This window comes from Mucilaginibacter sp. P4_E8 (assembly GCF_056401495.1).
In genome coordinates, this window is record NZ_JBFUJG010000001.1 from 91023 (window position 1) to 112361 (window position 21339).

22 protein-coding genes are annotated in these 21339 nt (G+C 43.0%); 13 read left to right on the forward strand and 9 right to left on the reverse strand.

The window, feature by feature from the left end:
- Nucleotides 1-13: 13 nt before the first annotated feature.
- The gene (locus tag AC1DRQ_RS00490) at nt 14-3175 is read right to left on the reverse strand and encodes an efflux RND transporter permease subunit (RefSeq protein WP_477421594.1); all 3162 of its coding nucleotides are present in this window, start codon (nt 3173-3175) and stop codon (nt 14-16) included.
- A gap of 41 nt (nt 3176-3216) precedes the next feature.
- Nucleotides 3217-4440 (reverse strand): efflux RND transporter periplasmic adaptor subunit, encoded by a 1224-nt coding sequence (locus AC1DRQ_RS00495; protein ID WP_477421595.1) that lies wholly within the window; start codon nt 4438-4440, stop codon nt 3217-3219.
- A gap of 294 nt (nt 4441-4734) precedes the next feature.
- Here AC1DRQ_RS00495 and AC1DRQ_RS00500 point away from each other — a divergent pair, with 294 nt between their 5' ends.
- The 3 genes from AC1DRQ_RS00500 (at nt 4735) to AC1DRQ_RS00510 (ending at nt 7780) form a co-directional block, all read left to right on the forward strand.
- Nucleotides 4735-5436 carry an SDR family NAD(P)-dependent oxidoreductase gene (locus tag AC1DRQ_RS00500; protein ID WP_477421597.1) on the forward strand — a complete coding sequence of 234 codons (702 nt, stop codon included), beginning with the start codon at nt 4735-4737 and terminating at the stop codon, nt 5434-5436.
- Between the two features lie 10 nt (nt 5437-5446).
- On the forward strand, nt 5447-6721 hold the full coding sequence (locus tag AC1DRQ_RS00505) for an NAD(P)/FAD-dependent oxidoreductase (protein WP_477421599.1): 1275 nt from the start codon (nt 5447-5449) through the stop codon (nt 6719-6721).
- 141 nt (nt 6722-6862) lie between these two features.
- Nucleotides 6863-7780, forward strand: coding sequence for a helix-turn-helix domain-containing protein (locus AC1DRQ_RS00510; RefSeq protein WP_477421600.1), 918 nt, complete (start codon nt 6863-6865; stop codon nt 7778-7780).
- Between the two features lies 1 nt (nt 7781).
- Here the strand turns inward: AC1DRQ_RS00510 and AC1DRQ_RS00515 are convergent, their stop codons facing one another.
- Together AC1DRQ_RS00515 and AC1DRQ_RS00520 are read right to left on the reverse strand one after the other, a co-directional pair.
- Nucleotides 7782-8009: a hypothetical protein gene (locus tag AC1DRQ_RS00515; protein ID WP_477421602.1), complete on the reverse strand. Its 228-nt coding sequence runs from the start codon at nt 8007-8009 to the stop codon at nt 7782-7784.
- A 148-nt stretch (nt 8010-8157) separates the two neighbouring features.
- The gene (locus AC1DRQ_RS00520; protein WP_477421604.1) at nt 8158-8604 is read right to left on the reverse strand and encodes a GNAT family N-acetyltransferase; all 447 of its coding nucleotides are present in this window, start codon (nt 8602-8604) and stop codon (nt 8158-8160) included.
- 413 nt (nt 8605-9017) lie between these two features.
- Here AC1DRQ_RS00520 and AC1DRQ_RS00525 point away from each other — a divergent pair, with 413 nt between their 5' ends.
- Complete coding sequence (locus tag AC1DRQ_RS00525) at nt 9018-9812, forward strand: DUF6597 domain-containing transcriptional factor (protein ID WP_477421606.1); 795 nt, start codon at nt 9018-9020, stop codon at nt 9810-9812.
- Between the two features lie 63 nt (nt 9813-9875).
- Complete coding sequence (locus AC1DRQ_RS00530; protein WP_477421607.1) at nt 9876-10343, forward strand: DUF6265 family protein; 468 nt, start codon at nt 9876-9878, stop codon at nt 10341-10343.
- A 257-nt stretch (nt 10344-10600) separates the two neighbouring features.
- Here the strand turns inward: AC1DRQ_RS00530 and AC1DRQ_RS00535 are convergent, their stop codons facing one another.
- From AC1DRQ_RS00535 to AC1DRQ_RS00550, 4 genes are all read right to left on the reverse strand, one after another.
- A complete protein-coding gene (locus AC1DRQ_RS00535; protein ID WP_477421608.1) occupies nt 10601-11176 on the reverse strand; it encodes a Crp/Fnr family transcriptional regulator in 576 nt (191 codons plus the stop codon).
- A 16-nt stretch (nt 11177-11192) separates the two neighbouring features.
- Entirely contained in the window at nt 11193-11546 is a 354-nt protein-coding gene (locus AC1DRQ_RS00540; protein WP_477421610.1) for a DUF1330 domain-containing protein, read from the reverse strand.
- A gap of 10 nt (nt 11547-11556) precedes the next feature.
- A complete protein-coding gene (locus AC1DRQ_RS00545) occupies nt 11557-11913 on the reverse strand; it encodes a nuclear transport factor 2 family protein (protein WP_477421612.1) in 357 nt (118 codons plus the stop codon).
- A 444-nt stretch (nt 11914-12357) separates the two neighbouring features.
- Nucleotides 12358-12756, reverse strand: coding sequence for a winged helix-turn-helix transcriptional regulator (locus AC1DRQ_RS00550; RefSeq protein WP_477421614.1), 399 nt, complete (start codon nt 12754-12756; stop codon nt 12358-12360).
- 171 nt (nt 12757-12927) lie between these two features.
- On the opposite strand from AC1DRQ_RS00550, the gene AC1DRQ_RS00555 reads away from it, so the two are divergent.
- On the forward strand, nt 12928-13362 hold the full coding sequence (locus AC1DRQ_RS00555) for a nuclear transport factor 2 family protein (RefSeq protein ID WP_477421616.1): 435 nt from the start codon (nt 12928-12930) through the stop codon (nt 13360-13362).
- Between the two features lie 486 nt (nt 13363-13848).
- On the opposite strand, the gene AC1DRQ_RS00560 is transcribed toward AC1DRQ_RS00555, so the two are convergent.
- Nucleotides 13849-14460 carry a hypothetical protein gene (locus tag AC1DRQ_RS00560; RefSeq protein WP_477421618.1) on the reverse strand — a complete coding sequence of 204 codons (612 nt, stop codon included), beginning with the start codon at nt 14458-14460 and terminating at the stop codon, nt 13849-13851.
- A 119-nt stretch (nt 14461-14579) separates the two neighbouring features.
- Between AC1DRQ_RS00560 and AC1DRQ_RS00565 the strand changes: the two genes are divergently transcribed.
- From AC1DRQ_RS00565 to AC1DRQ_RS00595, 7 genes are all read left to right on the forward strand, one after another.
- Entirely contained in the window at nt 14580-16520 is a 1941-nt protein-coding gene (locus AC1DRQ_RS00565) for a tetratricopeptide repeat-containing sensor histidine kinase (RefSeq protein WP_477421620.1), read from the forward strand.
- Nucleotides 16521-16566: 46 nt separating this feature from the next.
- Entirely contained in the window at nt 16567-17190 is a 624-nt protein-coding gene (locus AC1DRQ_RS00570; protein WP_477421622.1) for a response regulator, read from the forward strand.
- A 97-nt stretch (nt 17191-17287) separates the two neighbouring features.
- Nucleotides 17288-18127, forward strand: coding sequence for a hypothetical protein (locus AC1DRQ_RS00575; RefSeq protein WP_477421624.1), 840 nt, complete (start codon nt 17288-17290; stop codon nt 18125-18127).
- 119 nt (nt 18128-18246) lie between these two features.
- Complete coding sequence (locus AC1DRQ_RS00580; protein WP_429401557.1) at nt 18247-18450, forward strand: hypothetical protein; 204 nt, start codon at nt 18247-18249, stop codon at nt 18448-18450.
- Nucleotides 18451-18770: 320 nt separating this feature from the next.
- Nucleotides 18771-19355: a Crp/Fnr family transcriptional regulator gene (locus AC1DRQ_RS00585; RefSeq protein WP_477421625.1), complete on the forward strand. Its 585-nt coding sequence runs from the start codon at nt 18771-18773 to the stop codon at nt 19353-19355.
- A 451-nt stretch (nt 19356-19806) separates the two neighbouring features.
- Nucleotides 19807-20565: an SDR family NAD(P)-dependent oxidoreductase gene (locus AC1DRQ_RS00590; RefSeq protein ID WP_477421626.1), complete on the forward strand. Its 759-nt coding sequence runs from the start codon at nt 19807-19809 to the stop codon at nt 20563-20565.
- A 91-nt stretch (nt 20566-20656) separates the two neighbouring features.
- Nucleotides 20657-21244 carry an NADPH-dependent F420 reductase gene (locus AC1DRQ_RS00595; RefSeq protein WP_477421628.1) on the forward strand — a complete coding sequence of 196 codons (588 nt, stop codon included), beginning with the start codon at nt 20657-20659 and terminating at the stop codon, nt 21242-21244.
- Nucleotides 21245-21339 lie beyond the last annotated feature (95 nt).

Genomic DNA, 21339 nt, shown 5'->3' on the forward strand with positions numbered 1-21339 from the left:
TAATTAATGATCGTTAATTCAATGCGGGTGTTGCCGGATGGGGCCTTTCGGTTGCCTCACCATGCTTGTTTTTTCTGCCGAATTTTTCCTGTAATGTTTGAAAAATGATATACAGAACCGGGATAATAAATACACCAAATATGGTTCCTACCAGCATCCCGCCTACGGCGCCGGTGCCAATGGAGCGGTTACCGGCAGCTCCAACACCCGATGACAGCATGAGCGGCAATAAGCCTACGATGAAGGCAAGCGATGTCATTAGTATCGGGCGCAAACGTGCAGTGGCAGCCTCAATTGCGGCGGCAACGATGGTCATCCCTTTCTCTCGTCTTGCAACGGCATACTCTACGATCAGGATGGCATTTTTAGCGAGCAAGCCAATCAGCATCACCACAGATATTTGCATATATATATTATTATCTATGCCCATGATTTTAGCGAAGAGGTAAGTGCCAAACAAGCCTACAGGCAGCGAGAATAGTACAGCAAACGGTATAATGTAACTTTCATAAAGCGCGCTCAGCAAAAAGAACACGAATACGATGCAAAGAATATAGATGAAAACCGTTTGTCCGCCTGATTTTACCTCTTCCCGTGATAGGCCCGAGTAGTCAAAGCTATAACCGGGAGGCAGGGTTTTAGCCGCGGTTTCCCGCACAGCGGTAAGTGCATCGCCACTGCTGAAGCCAGGTTTTGGACTGCCAATTACAGATATATTGTTGTACAGGTTGAATCTTGATAAACTTTGCGGCCCGTTAACTGAGGTAAGCGTAACAAATTCTGATACAGGTGCCATGTTACCGGCAGAATTTCTGACATAAATATTATTCAGGCTTTGTGAATTACTCCGGTATTTAGCATCGGCCTGTACCATGACCCGGTATTGTTTGCCAAACTGGTTAAAGTTAGAAGCATAAATACCACCGTAATACCCCTGCATGGTTGCCATCAGATCGCTGGTTAAAATGCCGGCTTCTTTTGTTTTGGCTACATTGATATTCATCAAATATTGGGGGTAGTTGGGATTGAATCCTGTAGCGCCGTATAAAATTTCGGGGCGTTGGTTTATTGCTCCCAGGAAGCCGCCGGCTACTTTGCTGAAGTTTTCTATACTGCCGCCTGTTTTATCCTGCAATTCAATGGTAAAACCGCTTGAATTACCAAAGCCGGGCACAGTAGGCGGTGCAAAGAAAATGATCCTGGCATCTTTTATCCCGGCTGTCATACCAAACAACTGGCCAATTACATCATCAACTTTTACACCCTTTCTTTCGTCCCATGGCTTTAATTTAAACACCAGCAAGCCAAAGTTACTGCCGGTGCCGTTAATAATGCTTTGCCCGGTTATTTTTGCCCGGTTGGCAACTACCGGTATTTTTTTAGCCATGTTATCTACCATATTGGCAACCTCCATGGTTTTTTCAAGAGATGTACCCGGAGGTAAACTGATATCGGCGAAAATGGTACCCTGATCTTCGTTGGGCACAAAACCGCCCGGCGATGTTTTCATAAAGAAAACGAGTAACACCGTAAATAAAACTACTGAAGATGGAACGATCCATTTTTTGCGGCTTAAGAAGCCTATCGACTTTTGGTATTTACCTTTTAGGGCATCAAAGCCGGCATTAAAAGCGGTATAAAACCTTTGCAGCAGGCTTTTCCGGGTTCCGTCATGCTCTTCATGCGGTTTTAAAAACAAAGCGCACAATGCCGGGCTTAGTGTTAGGGCATTGATAGCCGAAATGACAATTGCCGAAGCCAGTGTTAAACCAAACTGTTTAAAAAATACACCCGAACTACCACTGATAAAAGAAACCGGTATAAACACAGCGGCCATAACCAATGTAATAGCTACAATAGTTCCACCCAGTTCGCTCATGGCATCAACAGACGCATCGTATGCCGATTGATAACCCTCATCAAGCTTGGCATGCACTGCTTCAACTATAACGATGGCATCATCTACCACAATACCAATGGCCAGCACCAGGGCAAAAAGCGTGAGCAGGTTAATGGTAAAGCCAAACAGGCTGAGGCAGGCAAACGTACCGATGATAGATACTAATACGGATACACCGGGTATCAGGGTAGAGCGAAAATCCTGTAGAAATATAAAAACGACAATAAAAACCAAAATATAGGCTTCTATTAAAGTATGAACCACTTTTTCTATAGATGCACTTAAAAAATCATTCGCATTCAGCAAGGGCACATAACTTATCCCTTTAGGAAAAGATGTTGAAGCTTTATCCAGGGTGGCTATAGCATCTTTAATAATAGCCTGGGCATTGGAGCCCGCGGTTTGGCTTATGGAAATAACCGTTGCGGGCTGATCATCTGTATTCATGGTTGATGAATAGGTGAGCGAGCCCATTTCCAGCCTTGCAATATCCCTTAAGCGTAATAACTGGCCGTTGGTTTTGGCACGCATAATAATATTGCCAAACTGCGCGGTATCCAACAACCGGCCGGTATACTTAATAGTGTATTGAAAAACCTGGTTACTGTTTTCGCCGAATTTACCCGGTGCAGCATCAAAGTTTTGTTCTGCAAGGGCGCTATTCACATCAGCAGGAGTTAAACCGTAGGTAGCCATGACATCAGGCTTAAGCCAAACGCGCATCGAATAATCTTTGGTACCAAATGAAACCACGCTGCCTACGCCATTTATCCGTTTAATTTCCGGTATCAGGTTGATGTTGGCATAATTGCTTAAAAATGTTTGGTCGTACGACGGATTATCACTTTTAAGGGCGAAGATCAACAGGTTACTGCTTTGTTGTTTATCCACCGTAACACCTGCTTTGGTTACCTCAGCAGGCAGTAAATTAGTTGCGCGTTGAACCCTGTTCTGCACATTTACAGCGTTAATATCGGCGTTTGTACCTAATTTAAAGTACACCGTTATGGTAGCATCACCATCATTGGTGGCTGTAGATGTCATGTAGGTCATTCCTTCTACCCCGTTGATCTGCTCTTCGAGCGGTACAATAACGTTTCTTTGAATTACATCTGCACCGGCACCCGTATAAGTAGCCGATACTTTAACAGTGGGCGGGGCAATTTCGGGGTATTGGGTAACCGGCAGGCCTAAATAGGCCAATACGCCCAGTATTACTATGATTACCGATATAACGGTAGATAAGACCGGTCTTTTGATGAATATTTTAAGCATGATATTTTATAGTTTTGAGTGAACCATGACGGTAAATTGACCTACTTATGGCTGGTAGTTGTAGTTACAGGTTTGCCGGCAGCTGCGTACAGGCTGTCGGTATTAGCAGGCAGCGGTTTAATAGCCATGCCCGGCTTTAAGTTACCTACACCTTCTACTACAAGCTTATCACCCTTTTTCAGGCCGCTTTCTACTACATATAAATTCCCTATAGGGTTTGCAGATACACGTATCCCGGTATTTACGGTACTGTCCTTACCGCTTAGGGTATACACAAATTTTTGACCCTGCATATCATAAGTGGCATTTTGAGGGATAAGCAGGGCATTTTCTATGTTAACGGGTATTTTAATGGTAGCACTGCTGCCGCTGCGTATCAACCCAAGTGTATTAGGGAAATTAGCGCGGAAACTTACTGACCCGGTTTCGGTACTGATCAGGCCGCTCGCAGTAACAACCCTTCCTTTTGCCGGATACGCCGTGCCATCAGCCAGTATTAGTGATACATCGGCCATGGTGGCCAGTTTTTCTTTAATAGTTGTGCCTTTTACTGTTCTTGAAAATTCAAGCAGTTGTTTTTCATTTAAAGAAAAGTATACATAAATATTATTGGTGTTGTAAACCGTGGTCAAAGGGTTTGCCGATGTACTGCTTACCAAACTGCCAACTTTATAGGGTATGCTTCCGATAACGCCGTTAGACGGGCTTATTAAATAGGTATAACCAACATTTACTTTAGCGTTAACCAGATCCGCTTGCGCCGATGCCAAAGAAGCTTTTTTAGAATTTAAGGTATACTGCTTTGATTTTAGCTCATAATCGCTTATGATCTTTCTTTCTACCAGGGGCCTTACCTTTTCTACGTCCATTTCGGCAGTCTGAACGTCAGCTTCTGCAATCTTAACAGCTGCAGCAGCGCTTCTTACAGCGGCTTCGTATTGCGGATTTCGTAATTCAAACAGTGGCTGGCCTTTATGCACGGTTGCACCTTCATCTACAAATATTTTCTGGATAAAGCCATCAACTTTAGGGCGTATTTCAACATTCTGTTCGCCTTCAATAGTGGCAGGGAAGCTGTAAAAAATGGTGGCCGGGCCCGCATATACTTCTGCCGATTTATAAGGTGCAGGGCCGGTCGGCCCTCCGGGGGCCCCTGCACCAGGGCCACCGGCTGCCGGCCTTCCCCCGCATGAGGTGAGTGCTACTAATCCTATTGAAAATTGAAAAATTAGCAGTATCGTATTGGTTTTTATTGACATTTTCATACTGATGAGCATTAATTGTTGTGATTATTTAAAGTGTTTTCTTTTAATTAATGGCACAAAGTTGAGGGTTAGACCATCGTTAAAAAATGTCTGTATGGAGTGAAAGTATGTGTATATGTCGCATTAACAGTAAATATGGCCAATAGATAAGTTTTTTACATTTTCCTGTCAATCAACTACTTGCTTGTATATTAATGAGCCATTTAGACATATTGTTACCACATACAGACATGGATACACGCCCTCTTAATCCCAATATTTGCATTGGTTTTACAAGCAGTTAATCTTTATAAAATGTCATTAAAAAATAAAGTCGCGGTTTTATTGGGAAGTACGGGCGCGATAGCTATAAGCATTGCACGAATGCTGCTGGAAGAAAATGCAATTGTTATCGTACCGGCACAAAGCGCTAAGGATCTGTTATGGATCAAACAAATCGAGGCAGTTACCGGCAACGGCTCTATCATTACCCTTCTGGCCAATTATCCCGATTTCTACAGGGCGAAAGAAATTACCGATGACATCATCGAACGTTTTGGCAAAATAGATCTGAGTATCGCCTGTTTTGAAGGTTCTACCCTCACTCAGCCACTTAGTCAGGTAGAAATTACAGATTGGGAGCACAGTATGGAACAAAATATAACTGCTTTTTTTGTTGCTGCCAGGCTATCCTTTAGCGGTATGAAAAAATCCCGGCATGGCATGTTTATCAGTATCGATTTCACCAGCCATACTATAAAGAGTACAGGGGCTAAACTTGCCCGCTTATCGCTATGCATGCAAAAAGAAATGGCCAAAATGTTTTATGAAGAAATTAAGAGTACCAATATGAAATACTATCATTTGTATGTGGACCCTGATAAGAAAAAAAGCAAGGCACAAAATAAATATATCCACCCGGATGAACTGGGAGCATTGATACTGGATCTGTATGACGGCAATACAAAAGGCAACCACATGCTATTTCAATGGATGCGTAATAAACACATTAATTAATCAATAAATTATGGAGCAGCAACAAAAGAAGGTAGTGATAATAGGCGGTGGTTTTGCGGGATTAAACCTGGCTAAAAATTTATTAAAAAGCCAGGGTTATCATATTACACTGATTGACAGAAATAATTATAATTTTTTTCCGCCGCTGTTATACCAGGTGGCGACAGGCTTTTTAGAGGTTTCCAATATAAGCTATCCTTACCGGAAATTACTCCAGGGTAAAAAGAACGTTAACTTCTGTTTGGGCCAGCTGGTTGAAATTTTGCCGGCGGAGAATAAAGTATTACTTGATGTAGGTGAGATGGATTTTGATTACCTGGTTTTAGCTACGGGTACTAAAAGCAATTATTTTAACCAAAAAAACATCGAAGCAAATGCATTACCCATGAAGACATTAGATGATGCGATCAATATGCGTAATTATTTGCTTCTGCAAATCGAAAAGGCTACCAGGGTAACGGATATTGCAGAAAAGAGAAAGTTAACTACTATTGTTATTGTTGGTGGAGGGCCAACCGGGGTAGAAATAGCAGGTATGTTTGCTGAAATGACAAAAAGTATTTTTCCCAAAGATTATCCGGAACTTATTGATCATGCCGGCGGTATTTATTTAGTAGATAGTCATCATACTTTACTATCTGCCATGAGTGAACCTTCACAAACCTATACTTATCGTAAATTACAGGATATGGGTGTAAATATCAGGCTTGGCACACGGGTAACAGATTATGTAAATGATACGTTAATGCTGTCTACTGGTGAAGTTATATCCACTGAAAATTTAATATGGGCAGCAGGTGTTACCGGCGAGGTATTTCCGGGTATTCCGCAAAGCTCCTATGGAAACGGGAACCGTTTAAGTGTTAATGCGCATAATGTTGTAAATGGTTTTTTCAACATTTTTGCTATCGGTGATATTGCTTTGCAAACCAGCGATCTAAGCTATCCCAATGGCCACCCCCAGGTAGCTCAGGTAGCTATGCAGCAAGGTAAAAACCTCGCCCATAATTTTATGGCTATTTCCAATAACAATCCCCTTAAACCATTTACTTATTTTGATAAAGGATCGATGGCTATTATTGGCAGTAACAAAGCGGTTGCAGATATGCCAAAGCTAAAAATGCATTTTAAGGGATTTTTTGCCTGGGCAATGTGGCTGTTTATCCATTTAACTTATTTAGTAAATCATCGTAACCGTATTAAAACCTTGTTTAACTGGATGCTGGCCTATATTACAAAGGACCAGGTGCTGCGTATGATCATCAGGCCATCTTCAAAAACTTAACTTGTCGTTTTCGCCTTATTTGTGATTAGCTTATTAAAATACTTTGGTATCTATCAAAATGCTATCAATAAGGATGGAGAAAACCCTGAATTAATTTAATTAATTTGGGGTTTTTATTTGGGTTAATCGCCAGTTAGGTTTATGAAAACAGACACCCCTTCAATTCATACTTATACCATTAGTGACGTTAGTATTGATGCAGGCCGAAAGGATCTTGCTAAAGATTTTCTTACTTTCAGGAATGATGAATTGAGACCCAGTGAGGAAAAATTGGGGAGGCCTTTACGTTCCGGTCATTTTTCAATCGGCCTCGTACTTGCAGGAGAAGGGCATTTTCAAGTTAACCTGGTTAACTATCACATAAAAAAGAACAACCTCCTGATTATTCCCTTCAATGTAATTCACCAGTTTCAAAAAACTAACGATGAATTCATAGTAATAGTGGTCAGTTTTTCACATGATTTTTTAGCACAAGCCCGGTTTAGCGAAAAACATATACCATCCTTTGATTTTTTCTCCACGCAAAACAATCCTTATCTGATGCTGCAGGAGGAAGATGCAGATGCACTACATGAAGTTATGAAAATGTTGCGTAAAACGGATGATCCGGAATATGAGCATCCGTTTAAGACGGAGATAATTCATCATGGCTTTAATATTTTCATGTTTGAAGTAGCCGCTTTATTTAAAAAATACCGACCAAATGAACAAGTACAATTAACCAGGAAAGAAGAGATATTATCATCGTTTGTAAAATTGCTTTTTCAGCATTTCAAGGAAGAACGCGGGGTGCAATTCTATGCGGATGCGCTATATTTAACGCCTAAACACCTCACTAAAATGGTGAAAGAATTAACCAACAAGACCTGTGGTGAAATGATTGATGAAATTGTGATYATAGAGGCAAAAATAATGCTGGATGATCTCGGTCTGTCGGTTGCAACCGTTGCCCAACAACTGCAGTTTAGCGATCAGTTTTTCTTTAGTAAATTTTTCAAAAAACACACGGGGATCACTCCCAGTAAATATAAAGGCGCAATTGCGGGCTTTAAGAACTAAGCTAATAACCTTCCTGAAGGGAGTCGAAAGGGATTTGGGCAATCCTTCTGATCTCTTCAACAATAAGATTGCCATCGTTTACCTGTACAATATGTCCGCTATTTTCAGCCGTAACAAGCCTGTTATTTTTTGATAGCTTTAACAGGTCTGTTTGTATTTCAAGAATACCTGCATCTGGTAGGCAGCGATGATGATTTGTCCATGTATGTTCTTTTGAGCATCTGTTCAAAACGCTGAAAAAAATCAACTTGTTTTACTGACTGCTATTTGCGATACCACCTGCTACAATCTGGCTGGCTTGTCTTGCAGGGTGAAGAATGATATACAAATAAACCGATCAGATGCTGGTATTTGAAAAAACGCCAACGCAAAAAGCACTATGCCTGCGTCAGATCCAAACGATGGGTAACCTTATATCCTGTAAATGGATAGAAGAATAAATGTTCATAGAGTAAAGCGGCTACCGGGTTGTCAGTATAAAGTGTTAAAGTATTAAAATGACCGCTGGCGGCGGCGAGGATATGCCTGAGCAACTGTTTGCCGTATCCTTTATTCCTGAACTCCGCCAAAATATACAGGTGCCTGACACGGCCTGTGAAACCATCGTTTAGGTAGGGATCACGGCTAAGGCCGCCAATTCCGATAAGTTCGCCGTCAAGTAAGATTTGCCAAAGCCCTTCTCCATGGCTGGAAAACCTTTGTTTTCCGGAATCCCATTCATGTATTGTACGCTGAACGAACAGGTAGCCCTCGGAACAAGCTTTACCAGCCAGGCCAGTCAGACAATAAATATTGGTATCCGAAACGCTGATAATAGTCACCATATCACTTAAATAAATAACAAAATTAAAGTTTTTCTCAAATTCATGATTCCCGCTAAAGGTTATTTTGTTGGAAATAAAGTGCTTTCACGATGACTCAACTTCCTTTTGTGTTGATTTCAGTTTTACATACTTTTTGATAGGAAAGTGCGGTGAAGTGAATAGAGCGGACATGAGTAGTATCAATTGCCGGATGTTAATCGCTTCCTGGAATTGATAGTGCTATATTCGCTATGGGCCTGACCTCCTGGTATTCAATGCTAACGATGGCGACAAATAAAGGTAATCGCATATTTGAATAAATTTGGTGTGAAGTTTAATTTATTTAGATAATATTTAATGTTTAACATTATAAAGATAAAAGCAGTAAATTTAGGTTATGATAATTCATCTTGTGCTAAACGTCAGTAACGTTCATGGTGTTTTTCAGAATTGAGCCACATCCGCAGCTAAAAAGGCTAATCGAGTGCTATTGGGTCGTGACAGATTCTTCAAGAATTGTTAACGCTCAAAAGATTATTCCGGATGGCTTTACAGAAATTATTTTCCATTTCGAGGATCCTTACCGTACGGATATCAGCGGCACTTGGTGCACCCAATCCCAATCCTTATTAGCCGGGCAGCTAAAGCGTTATTTCCACCTCGAGAACACCGGTATCTCCGGTATGGTTGCCGTAAAATTTAAGCCGCTGGCGCTGGCGCAGTTATTTGGGCTGGATATGTCTCGCCTGACCGGAAAGATCGTTGACCTGGAATCATTGAATTTCCCGGCATTAGCAAGGCTAAAAAACGTTGCCTTACCATTTACAGGCGAAGCGGAACTCAAAGCAAAATTTGACCGGTTTTTCCTGGACTATCAGCAGTTTCCCGTTAATCCCGTGGAAATTGCAATGGATTTAATATTCACGAGCAATGGCCGCATCGCTGTATCAGATCTGGCCCGGATCGCTGGCATCAACGAACGCAGGCTGGAACGTTTGTTTAAAAAACAAGTTGGCCTAAGCCCCAAGTATTATGGGCGGATAATCCGCTTTAATTACATTTTCCAGCTTGTCAGGCTTGGGGAGGTCCCGTGGAACGAAATCGTTTATAGAGCGGGGTATTACGACCAGTCGCATTTTATTCGTGACTTCAAAGCCTTTACCGGCGAAGACCCGTCCGCTTATTATTTCGAGAAAGAAGATCTGGCCAATTTTTTTCTGAAGAAATGACCTGAATTGTCGGATTTGTACAATACAGGTAGCGATATGAACGGTATGTTTGTCAAAAAGACCATGAAAATTTACCAAATCATTTTACCGTTACTGTTACTTTACTGTCCTGCGCGCTCCTATAGCCAGACGAAAACAGAACCAAATCTTAATAAATTAAACTGGTTGATCGGTACCTGGCAACGAACCAACACCAAACCGGGTCAAACGTCGCTGGAAACCTGGAGAAGGATTTCTTCCGAAAAATTTACCGGGTTCGGGATCAGCATGAAAGGAGCCGACACGGTGTTTTCGGAAAAACTGGAATTGGTGGTTAAAAGCGATACTGTGTATTATGTGGCCGATATTGCTGAAAATAAAGAACCGACCTTTTTCAAACTGACAGCCATTACAGCCAATGGATTTGTTTGTGAAAATACCGCTCATGATTTCCCAAAGAAAATCACCTATTATCTGTCCGGCAACGCCATTAAAGCAACCATTTCCGGCGGTGCGAAAAGTATAGACTTTGATTTTATCAAAAAGGACTGAGGGCTTGAAACGGAACGAGGAGGCGCTTTGATCAGAATCTCCACCAAGGGGTTCATCAGAAACTCCAAACCTATCTCAGTGAAATACGCAATTTGGATACAAAATGCTTTGTTTTGGATACGTGCACTAGTTGTGAGCATCTACAGTCATTCAATAAACTATTCAAACAGCGCACCAGTGTTTCGCCCGTGCAGTTCCGGCGGGATCAGCTAAACTAAATTGACAGCGGGTTTTTGCCAGGTAACGAGGTGTAGATATCACAGGCCCCTTTCTTTGCGCATCATGCTGAGAAAAGCAGCGGTTATGCCTAAATAACTAGCAATATGCTTTTGAGAGATACGCTGTTCGAGTCCCGGGTAATGCCTGCGGAATTCGCGGTAACGCTGCTCGGCGGTTTTGGACAGGTTAGACGTTACCCGCCGCTGAAACATATCAAAGCCGTTTTGTGTGAGGATGCGGAAAAAGCGCTCGAACCTGGGCACCTCGACAAATAACCGTTCAAGCGCAGGTAAGGAAAAGTAACACACCTCCGTATCTTCCAATGCCTGGATGGAGTTGGTAGCCGGTTTCGCTTTAAAAAAACTTACAATGTCGCAGGCCCACCAGTTCCCGGGATAAAAGCAGAGGTTATGTTCCTGCCCGTCCTTATCAGTATGGTACATGCGCAGGCAACCTTTGTTAACAAAATAAATATGTCGTTCGATTTCGCCGGGGCGTAGCAGTATACTGCGTTTGATAACTGTCTTACGTTGCAACAAGGCAAGCACTTGCTCCTGTTCGTCAGGAGCAAGTGCTATGTGCAAGGCAAAATTGGACAGGATGAGTTCTGACATTTCGCAATTATAACTTTTAAAAGTCAATTTTGCGCGTCATGAACAATTTCAGTTCCGCTGTCCCGGCCTCACGAAGCGGGTTAGCTATCTCGTGATAGATTTCGCTCTGCGCAATGGTTAAGAACGCTTCAGCACTCGGATATTCTACCACTACGATCTCGTCCCATTGCTCGTCTTCGCCGGCAATTATATTAGCTACGACCTCGCTCACCAGTTTTACGCTGATACCTTCAATGCCCAATTGCTGCACTACACGATTAAACGCAGGTATGTACTGTTCAAAGTAGATCTTTTTGTCCCTGAACTTGATCATGTTCAGCATCAACACAGGCCCTTGGCCCGGTTCAATATTCGGTAATGTTATTTTCATGATTTCCTGTTTAAAAAAAGCCTACAATGCGGGTGATGCGGTTCTCGTTGTCAAACTCAAAATAATCCATACCCTCAACCGGGTATCCTTCCGGGCGGGTAGCCAACCAGCGGAAACGTCCGCTTTGATGATGTACCTGCGGTTCTGCCAGTACCTGAAACGTTCGTGGCCCCATTTGTCCGTATGAACTGATGATCAGCTCCGTGATCGCGTCCTGCCCTGTAATGGTGTCGGTTAATCGGTCGGTGTAAGTACCGGCCGGTGCCCAACATTTGCTGATCTTCTCCAAGATGGTCTCTTTTTCAGTCTCATTCCACGCACTCGTATAAGTGAGAATGGTCTCTTCTATACTTTTGATGTTTTCCATACAGCAAAGGTCGTGGGCTTGTGCCGGAAAAAAGTTCAAGTAGTTGAAGAGTTTAAATTATTTGAAAAGCACTTATGGAAAAAATGATATGGTCTGCAGAAACTTGCGCAGCACCTTAATTATATGAAGACTGAATTCTAACGGCGATTGGTTGGTTTTGCTTTTTGGATAATTTGCTGAGTTATAGAGAATACTCGGGCCTAAACTGCGGGCGATCTCAGTCACAGACAAATCAGTGGCAGATACTTTTTTCTTTGGCTTTTCAACGAGTTTCTCGTGGGCGATCTTGGCTGGTTTTCGCACCTTTAAGCACTGTACTCGCCCTGCTGATGCCAGGCCTGACCAGCGCCAGCATCTGCTATTGAGCCTTATTGCCTATCACCCCGTTTTTATTGAATGGCCTGAGCAAGCCAAAAGTGAAGTAGCGGTTCTTCAGTTTCTAGATTATACTTGAGAAGCTTTGCTTGTCGAGCGTTCTGTTTTGATCTTTTCTCTATGTTGCATGCCCCATTTTGTCATTGCACCAACCAACTCCTCGAGCGTATGGCTGTAAGGCAATAATTCATATTCAATGGTTACCGGATACCCTACGGCTACCTTTTTCACGATAAAGCCGTTAAGTTCCAGTTCTTTTAACTCACTCGACAGTACCCTGGCTGATATGCCCTTCACCTTTTTCTGGAGTTCAGTAAAGCGGTTGTTGCCCCTGGCCATGGCTATGATGATCATCAGCTTCCATTTGCCCCCAATGACATATAAGGTATCGCTTACTGCAGCCAGCATCGCAGTGCATTCATCGGTAAACTCCTTGTTTTGCAGGTCATCTTGATTTTTTTCGTTCATAATGTTATCGGAGTTAGTGACTAACCTTTAGGTAACAACTAATAAAATGTAAGCAAATATAGCATAGTTTTGAATAATTGACTGACACTGCTAATAAATGAAAAAGGAAGTCAAGTCTTAGCGATCAGACAAACTGATTTATAAAGCTCATTAACAATTCAAATTATGACAATGGATACGATCAAAATCAAAGAAGAACTAAGAAACCTGGTGGATGCTTATGCCGCATTGGGCGATGAAAAGAAAATTTCGGAAGTAATGGGTTTATTTGTGCCGGATGCTACCTATACCGTTTATATGGGCGGAAATCTGGTAGCCAGCACTACCGGCACGGATACCCTGGCAAAAGAATTTAACGGGCATGCTTCGCAGGTAAAAACATATTTTACCCTGAACGGACCGCATACTGTGACTATCAACGGCCAAAGCGCTACCGGTGTTTCTTTCTCCCAGATCAAAATGATCAGGGAATCTGACGGCAAAAGCGTTCTTACGGATTACAGTGTCCGCTATGACGACCAGTATATTTTGAAGGAGGCGAAATGGCTGATCAAAGAGCGCGTCGCGCATTTTGTGATTGTCGAATCAAGGCAGCTTAACGCCTAGCCAAAACAAGTGCAATTGGCTCGATACCTGCGTATTCAATTTTATGAAGACGCAGGTGTTTTTCAAAAATGAATTTTATAATAGTAAAATAATGAGTGCCGGCTCTTGCCATCCAAAAGCTATTCGCCTGATACAGCGGCAGACCGTTCATTCCCGATCTTCTCCCGGTACTGAAAGCCCCATTCGTTCAGCGCACCGATCAATTGCCCAAAGAATGGCTGTAAGGGTCCAGTTCAACCTACCTTCAACGATAGCTGAACCTGCGTTTGCCGTGCGGGATGCGTGAGCTGTGCGACCCTGACGTTCGGCCGGAATATCCCAATGCGCCGGCACATTTGGCTCTTTTGTTTAAAAACAAGTGATTGATACGCACGGGATCTTTGAACCACTCCTCCCTTCGTTTGATGTGAACCTTCCGGCCCGGCGACCCAAATGCAATGCTGCCCGGCGTTGACCATGATCTTTTGGCATTTCCGGGATATTATTTCAATAATTAAATGTAAAAGCCTGTCCCGCACTGTTGGTTACTGTGATTCCCCAGCGAAAGTTGTCCGATTTGCCTGATTCAATAAGGATTTTGTCATTTACCTTGCTGCCATTGTTGTCGAACTGAATGCCTAACGGCGGGAAATTGTTGTCCGAGCCGTCGTTGGTGTCATAACTGATACTGTAATGGTTTGTAAACGCGCAGCCCGAGGATGAACAAGCGGAGCGCGACTCACTGAACTCGAAAAATCGTACCGTGCCATCCAGCGTCATCCCATCAGTAACATAGTTCTTAAATGTAATGAGCATATCAAAATTAGTAGTGCTGGTGCTTGATGATGAGGACGAAAATCTCGTTTTATAGTAGCGGCCATTTATCACCGCCTGCCCACCGTTAGGCCCGGATATCGTCTCATCTTTATAGGTCTTTTCCGTTTTAGCGATCATCGGTTCAAGTGTTGCTGTCCACAAATTATTGATCTTTAAAAAGGCTGCTTTCGCGGTGGCTTCATCGGTGATTGCCTTACCGGATGCACCCCCGGTGCCTTCTTTTTTACAGGCGCCAAAACCGATAATGATTACAATTGCTAAGATAAAATTGAACTTTTTCATAAGGATAATTTTTAGTGATGATCTTTAAGACAAAATTATCCGCAGGGACAATGGCCGGCAATAGAACAAAAGTTACATAAAATCAATAAATTAGCGTCCAGGCATAATGTAGCTAAACTATGAAGTTCGCCCCGTTGACCGGCCTTATGGTATTGTTTCTTGTACTATCCGCTGCCGCGCAAATGCAGGTCGGCCTGAACAAAGACAGCCTGAAACGAATACTAAGCAAACGACCTGATGACACCGTGAAAGCTCAAATGCTGATCACCCTTGGCCAGCAGTATGAAAGCAACCGGCCGGACTCTGCCGTTTATTATTACCAATTGTCCCGCGACCTCAGTCAGCAGATCCATTATCCCGCCGGCGTAGTGCGTTACATTGCTAACTATACGGCGGTTTTAAATGTGCAGGGCAAATTTGATGAATCATTAAAATTAAACCTTCAGGCGGTAGAGATCTCCCGCAAAGCGGGCCTGAAGCAGCAACTCGTTAAATCGCTGATGAATACGGGCGCGGTTTATCAATATAAAGAAGACTACACCCGCGCGGCTCATTATTACCTGCAGGCGCTTCCCCTGTTGGAAGCAGCGGGCAGCACGCAGAATTTGTCATTAGCTTATGGTAACCTTTGCGGCCTCTACCGTAACCTCAGGCAGTCGCAAAAAGCATTGACTTACGGCCGTCTTTCGCTAAAATATGCTGAAAGCGATCACGACCTTTATGCCACCGCCTCTGCCTGTATTAATGTTGGCAATGCCCTTAAAGATGTTGGCGCAATAAAGGAGTCTATCAACTATATGACCAGGGCGCATGGTATCGGGAAGAAGATCAACGATGAAAATTCCCAGGAAACGGCGTTGATAGGTCTGGCCGACGCCTATGTCCAGTTGAACCAGCCGGACCGGTACATAGTTTATTTTCGTCAGGCCCTGCCATTGGCTGAAGCCATTGAAGACGTATCGGGTAAAGCTTATGCGCTTAACGGGATATGCCTTGGCTTATTCTGGCAGAAGAAATATCCTGACGCGGAAAAATTACTGAACAGCAGTATGCTTTTTGTGCAGCGGCATGACCAGAAAGAAGTATGGAGTAAGATGCTGCTGCTGATGTCGGATGTGCAGATCGCGATGGGTAAAGCTGAAAACTCCCGTATCTACCGGAGCCGGTACGACTCAGTGAGTAACCTGTTGACGAATACATCCCTGCTGAAAAATATCCAGGAACTGGAAACGAAATACGGCCTTGAAAAAAAACAGCGGGAGATCCTGCAAAAAAACCTGCTGTTGGAACAAAAGGAGCGCGAAACCCAGCGCCAGCGCCAGTGGCTTATCGTTACCGGCGCCGGTATGGTTTTCCTCGCGTTACTGGTTTTACTGATCTACCGGTTCTATTTGCAAAAACAACAGTTGAATACCAAAGCGCTACAGGTATTGAAAGCCGAGCAGGAAAGCGAACGTTTAAAAGCTGTTTTGGAAGGAGAACAACAGGAGCGTCGCAGGATCAGCCAGGAATTGCATGATGACATGGGGGCCGGCCTCACCAGGATGCTCTTTCTCAGCCGTACCATGGGAACTCCAAATGAAACATCCCGAAAAATAGGTGTAGCCGCTGAAGAACTCATCGGAAAAATGAACGAGGTGATCTGGACGATGAGCGACGAACAGGATACACTGGACAGCCTGGTTGCCTATATCCGGGCAAGTACCGCAGATATGTTGGAAAATGCCGGAATAAACTATACGTTTAAGGTAAATGAACCAATGGGCACCATGCCCTTGAACCGGGAATTTCGCCGCAATGTTTACCTGGCGGTAAAGGAAGCTGTACACAATGTGATCAAACATGCAGCTGCTGCCCATGTACAAATTATCATCTCCAATAATGGACAACTGGAGATATTGGTGCAGGACAATGGTAAGGGAATTGAAAATAACGGAAAGCGGCGTTTGGGTAACGGGCTGAAAAATATGCAATCCCGGATGGAACAGTTGAACGGCAGCATGGAAGTTATAAGTAAGGATGGAACCCGGTTGCGCTTTGTGGTCCCCTTACCCGTATAACTTTTGTTATACGCAATGATTGTACGAAACTTAAGAACTTTACGGTATGGAAAAAATTATGGTCAGTATTGTAGAAGATATCGCCGAGATCCGTGAGGGCCTCCGTTTCATGATCAATCAAACTAACGACTTTTCTTGCCTGGCCGTTTATGAAAATACCGCGGATGCCTACCGGGGCCTGCTCAGCAATCCGCCGCAACTGGCTATTATGGATATTTCACTACCCGACGGTACCGGCCTGGACTGTATCCGGAAACTGAAAATAGCAGGTAGTACCACGCAATTTATGGTATTTACCATTTACGAAGATAGTGAACAGGTTTTTGAAGCGCTGGCTGCCGGAGCAAGCGGCTATTTGTTAAAAAACGCATCGCCCGGTAAGATTGCTGAAGCATTGAGAGACCTGCAGGATGGCGGATCGCCGATGAGCGCATCTATCGCACGCAAAGTGGTGAATTCCTTTAGGGCATCTGACGAGCAAAATAAACTTTCCACACGTGAAATGGAAGTTCTTGGCAGGCTGGCCAAAGGCTTTTTGTATAAAGAAATCGCGGACCAGTTATTTATCAGCACCGGGACGGTACGGCAGCATATTCATCACATCTACGAAAAGCTGCACGTGCAGAATCGTACAGAAGCCATTAACAAAATATTTGGCAAGCAGGGGTAATCTTCACCGACGACCGTACTAAATGTAACTTTTGTTCTATTTCCATGGCTATCCGTATGGGGTAATTTTGAGTAGTCATCAACAAAATTATTCCATTATGAAACAAATCACTTCCTTGCTGCTGTTTGCAGCGCTGCCGTTTTTAAGCATGGCACAAACCAAAGAACAGGCATTGCAAAATGTAAAGGAACGCAAAGGCTGGTACGTTGGGATAGGCGGCTACGGGGCGATACAAACCACCCATTGGAAATATGAACAAACACCACCGCAAACGGGTGTACCCTTTTTTAATGCCGCCGAAGGCTTTGATCATGATGTGAGCCGCACATTGTTTAGCTTGGGTATCGAAAAGAAATCGTTGTTCGGAACTCCTGCATTAAGGGACGGCATATTTTCCAATCACTACGACCATTATGGCAACTACATCGATACGCATTATGACCCCATTTTTAATTTCGTGGATTTTGATTTCGGGGCCGATATACTGTTCAGCCCATCGGCCAAAACAACTGCCAACTGGTTAAGCGATGAAAATAACCAAATTTCTGCCGGGGGTATCACTGTCGGTGCCTCTGTTTATTTCAGGGCGCAATGGCTTATCCTGCTCAATCCAAAACTCAGGATGAGCGTGCTTTCAACAGCATTTGGCGCGCAATATATGTACCTGCATAATAATGGAAAAGATGTAGCGACGCAGGCTTTGGTAAAAGATTTTAATTACGACAAAGGCTGGAATGAAAACATCACGATAGCCTATCTTTCCATCGGAACCCTTGGGTTTGAAACCTCCAAATTCAGCATTACCCCTGAAGTAAGGGTTTTCTCGCTGGGCACCTCTTCAATTACCTTGAAACCGGAGCGGCTTATCGGGGATGTAAAGGCGGATGGGCAGCCATCGGTGATCACTTATGGAATCAAGTTCATGAAAAAACTTTGAAAAGTATTTTGCCAATTTGAGGAAGGAGAGGCCAGGATGGTTGATGTCTTAACCCGTTAGTTGCACATGATTTTTAGGTTTTATTGAGTAGTTTGCTAATACTTAATCTTTGCAGGATAATGAAAAGCAAACAAAACACGCCCGACAGCGAATGGGTACCGGTTCACCAAGAGATAGGCGGAAATGTCGTTCCACCCGAAAATTACACTGGTCAAAAGTTGATCATTATGGGAAGTACTTATTCTATATTGTCAGATAACGAAGATGAAGGCATCATCAAAACCAACGGTAATAAACTTGCGAGCCCAGTCTCGGGAACTTAGATTTCGTCCCCTGACGGGGCAGAATTCGACCCAGCTTGTCGAAAGCTTAAGAATATTAGCTGAAACTACACCTTAGCTTACGCCTTTTTTATGCCGTAAATTCCAACGCTGCTCCACGAATAGTTTCCAATATAATTTCGGTATAAGAATAGTGTAAAGCAGTAAAACTCGAAGCAGGGATTATTTGTTGCTTCACTCAAATTACCAAAAAAGAAAATGTGACACATAGTATTTAAGTATCATGCAGGCAATGCAACTAAATAAATTTTAGTCTTTTAGCAGCAGCTTGAGTAAATTGCGCATAATTATATATTTGTACAATGTCCAATTTTGAAGCGTTTTTCGATTACATTCAAAAAATATCAGGCAAAGTGCTTTCCGAGGATGATAAGCATTTGTTGACAGCACATTTCAAACCCAGAAAACTCCGAAAGCGGCAATACTTTTTACAAGAAGGAGACGTATGCAAATATATTGGGTTTATTGTGAAAGGTTCCGCCAGAACTTTTACGGTAGATGAAAAAGGACATGAACATATTCTGAAATTAGCGGTCGAAAATTGGTGGCTGGCCGATTTTGAAAGTTTTTACCGGTTAACGCCAAGTCGCTTTAATATTGAAGCACTGGAGGGTCTGGATATTCTGCAATCAACCAATGCGGAAATTGAGGATTTTTTGAAGCAAATCCCTGCCTTTTCAGCGATGTCGAACGTGATCAGTCAAAACAACACCATTGCATCTCAGAAAAGAATACAGAATATTAGCTATTCGGCTGAAGAGCGCTACGAAGAATTTATTAGCGATTATCCTTATTTTCTACAGCGGTTCCCGCAAAATATGATTGCTTCGTATCTTGGTTTATCATCTGAAACTTTGAGCAGGATAAAGAAAAACGCTTTAAAATAGTTCGTTTAGCAATTTCAGGCTTCGCTATTATACAAATGTCCTGTTAAGTTGAATCGACCGGGAATCTTCTCTTCCCAAGATAATAAAAAAATCTGCCTGATCAATGTCTGGATTCGCAAGGGTAATTTGTCAATTACTTCTACTTTGAACGCCAATTCGTAATTTACCAACACTATACTTCCCTGGATAGGAAACAGTGCTCAACATGGAATATAGGCCGTTGTGTTCTTTCAGACGATCTACATCTTTGATTTTTTCACTACTGCCTTAAACACCTATTTTATAATCAGTTACCATATTTTTTTGATTTAAGTCAACACTTTGAGGTGACATTTATTGGGTGTATTTAATGATTCATGTCAGCATGCAGTTCGTTATGATGCAGCATATTTGAATGTGCTTCAGAACGGAAAAAACCTGGAGGATTTGAATATAATTAATAATAAAAATCATGAGTAAATTAGAAAACAAGGTAGCGGTAGTTACCGGTGCTTCCAAAGGTATAGGTGCAGCTATCGCCAAACACTTTGCTGCAGCAGGCGCAAAGGTTGTAGTAAATTATGCCTCAAGCAAAGAGGGCGCAGATAAAGTAGTGAAAGCCATAACCGACAATGGAGGCACAGCCATTGCGGTGCAGGCCGATGTGTCTAAAGAAGCCGATGTGACCAGACTGTTTGAAGAAACAAAGAATGCTTTCGGCACGCTGGATATTTTAGTAAATAACGCGGTATCTCAGGGATATGCACCGATTGAACTCATTTCGGTAGAAGATTTCCACCAAAGTTTCAATGTCAATGTATTAGGACCCGTATTGACTATCCAGGCAGCTTTGAAACTTTTTGGCAATAGGGGCGGAAACATCATCAATATCAGTTCGGGTGCCAGTAAATACCCACTTCCGAATGCCTCCTTATACTCATCAACGAAAGCTGCATTAGATGCTTTCACCATTGCTTTGTCGAAAGAACTGGGTGCAAAAAACGTTCGCATCAATTCTATTTTGCCGGGCGCTACGGATACGGAAGGTGCAGCCAGCGCGGGCGTTACTGCAGGCAGTGAGTACGAAAAGATGTTTGTTGAAAAAACACCCCTTGGACGCAGGGGACAACCCGCAGATATTGCGAAAGCGGCAGTATTTCTGGCTTCCGATGACGCAGCGTGGATCACAGGAGAGCAAATTTCAGTTTCGGGTGGTATGTATGGTTTTTAATTCGAAAAGCTAAAAATTAAAGTCAGTTAATCATATCTATGGTTAACGGTGGTTTACCAAACCATATAGTAAATATATTAAGAATTACACTATGAAATTAATAGGCATCCTTGGCGCCGGGCATATCGGCAAAGCCGCAGCCACTCAATTTTTGGCAAATGGTTATCAGGTTTTGATCAGCAATAGCAAGGGACCTGAAACACTTACCAGTGTTGTCTCACAACTTGGAACCGGAGCAAAAGCTGTAACAGCGGCCGAAGCTGCTGCAGCGGACATTGTTTTGATAGCAGTACCCTGGCCAAATATCAAAGATCTTACAAAACTCACGGACTGGAACGGAAAGATCGTGATCGACGCTTCCAATCGTTTTGAACAAGGTGACGGAATTGAAGACGACGGACTGGCATCAAGTGAAGTTGTTCAAAATTATTTACCTGGCGCAAAAGTTGTAAAAGCTTTTAACACCCTCTTTGCAAAGGTACTTGCCGAAAATCCGGCTGTTGGAAACGGGAAAAGGGTTCTTTTTATTTCCGGCGACGATAAAAATTCGAAAGCTATCGTGAGTGAAATTGTCAGTAAAATTGGCTTTGTGCCCATCGACCTCGGCACGCTTGCAGCCGGTGGGAAATTACAGCAGTTTAGATGGCCGCTAAACAGTCAGAATTTTATTAAACTTTAAAAAACTGCACAGAGGCTCAGGCAAGCAAATTTCCTGCTCAGATGGGATATAAATTTTTTAATTCATTAATGGAAAATGAAAGACAAAGAAACACG

Coding starts and splice junctions, on each gene's coding strand:
- AC1DRQ_RS00490 (WP_477421594.1), bottom strand. CDS start 3,175: ATGCTTAAAATATTCATCAAAAGACCGGTCTTATCTACCGTTATATCG.
- AC1DRQ_RS00495 (WP_477421595.1), bottom strand. CDS start 4,440: ATGAAAATGTCAATAAAAACCAATACGATACTGCTAATTTTTCAATTT.
- AC1DRQ_RS00500 (WP_477421597.1), top strand. CDS start 4,735: ATGTCATTAAAAAATAAAGTCGCGGTTTTATTGGGAAGTACGGGCGCG.
- AC1DRQ_RS00505 (WP_477421599.1), top strand. CDS start 5,447: ATGGAGCAGCAACAAAAGAAGGTAGTGATAATAGGCGGTGGTTTTGCG.
- AC1DRQ_RS00520 (WP_477421604.1), bottom strand. CDS start 8,604: ATGGTGACTATTATCAGCGTTTCGGATACCAATATTTATTGTCTGACT.
- AC1DRQ_RS00525 (WP_477421606.1), top strand. CDS start 9,018: ATGGTGTTTTTCAGAATTGAGCCACATCCGCAGCTAAAAAGGCTAATC.
- AC1DRQ_RS00530 (WP_477421607.1), top strand. CDS start 9,876: ATGAAAATTTACCAAATCATTTTACCGTTACTGTTACTTTACTGTCCT.
- AC1DRQ_RS00535 (WP_477421608.1), bottom strand. CDS start 11,176: ATGTCAGAACTCATCCTGTCCAATTTTGCCTTGCACATAGCACTTGCT.
- AC1DRQ_RS00540 (WP_477421610.1), bottom strand. CDS start 11,546: ATGAAAATAACATTACCGAATATTGAACCGGGCCAAGGGCCTGTGTTG.
- AC1DRQ_RS00545 (WP_477421612.1), bottom strand. CDS start 11,913: ATGGAAAACATCAAAAGTATAGAAGAGACCATTCTCACTTATACGAGT.
- AC1DRQ_RS00550 (WP_477421614.1), bottom strand. CDS start 12,756: ATGAACGAAAAAAATCAAGATGACCTGCAAAACAAGGAGTTTACCGAT.
- AC1DRQ_RS00555 (WP_477421616.1), top strand. CDS start 12,928: ATGGATACGATCAAAATCAAAGAAGAACTAAGAAACCTGGTGGATGCT.
- AC1DRQ_RS00560 (WP_477421618.1), bottom strand. CDS start 14,460: ATGAAAAAGTTCAATTTTATCTTAGCAATTGTAATCATTATCGGTTTT.
- AC1DRQ_RS00565 (WP_477421620.1), top strand. CDS start 14,580: ATGAAGTTCGCCCCGTTGACCGGCCTTATGGTATTGTTTCTTGTACTA.
- AC1DRQ_RS00570 (WP_477421622.1), top strand. CDS start 16,567: ATGGAAAAAATTATGGTCAGTATTGTAGAAGATATCGCCGAGATCCGT.
- AC1DRQ_RS00575 (WP_477421624.1), top strand. CDS start 17,288: ATGAAACAAATCACTTCCTTGCTGCTGTTTGCAGCGCTGCCGTTTTTA.
- AC1DRQ_RS00580 (WP_429401557.1), top strand. CDS start 18,247: ATGAAAAGCAAACAAAACACGCCCGACAGCGAATGGGTACCGGTTCAC.
- AC1DRQ_RS00585 (WP_477421625.1), top strand. CDS start 18,771: ATGTCCAATTTTGAAGCGTTTTTCGATTACATTCAAAAAATATCAGGC.
- AC1DRQ_RS00590 (WP_477421626.1), top strand. CDS start 19,807: ATGAGTAAATTAGAAAACAAGGTAGCGGTAGTTACCGGTGCTTCCAAA.
- AC1DRQ_RS00595 (WP_477421628.1), top strand. CDS start 20,657: ATGAAATTAATAGGCATCCTTGGCGCCGGGCATATCGGCAAAGCCGCA.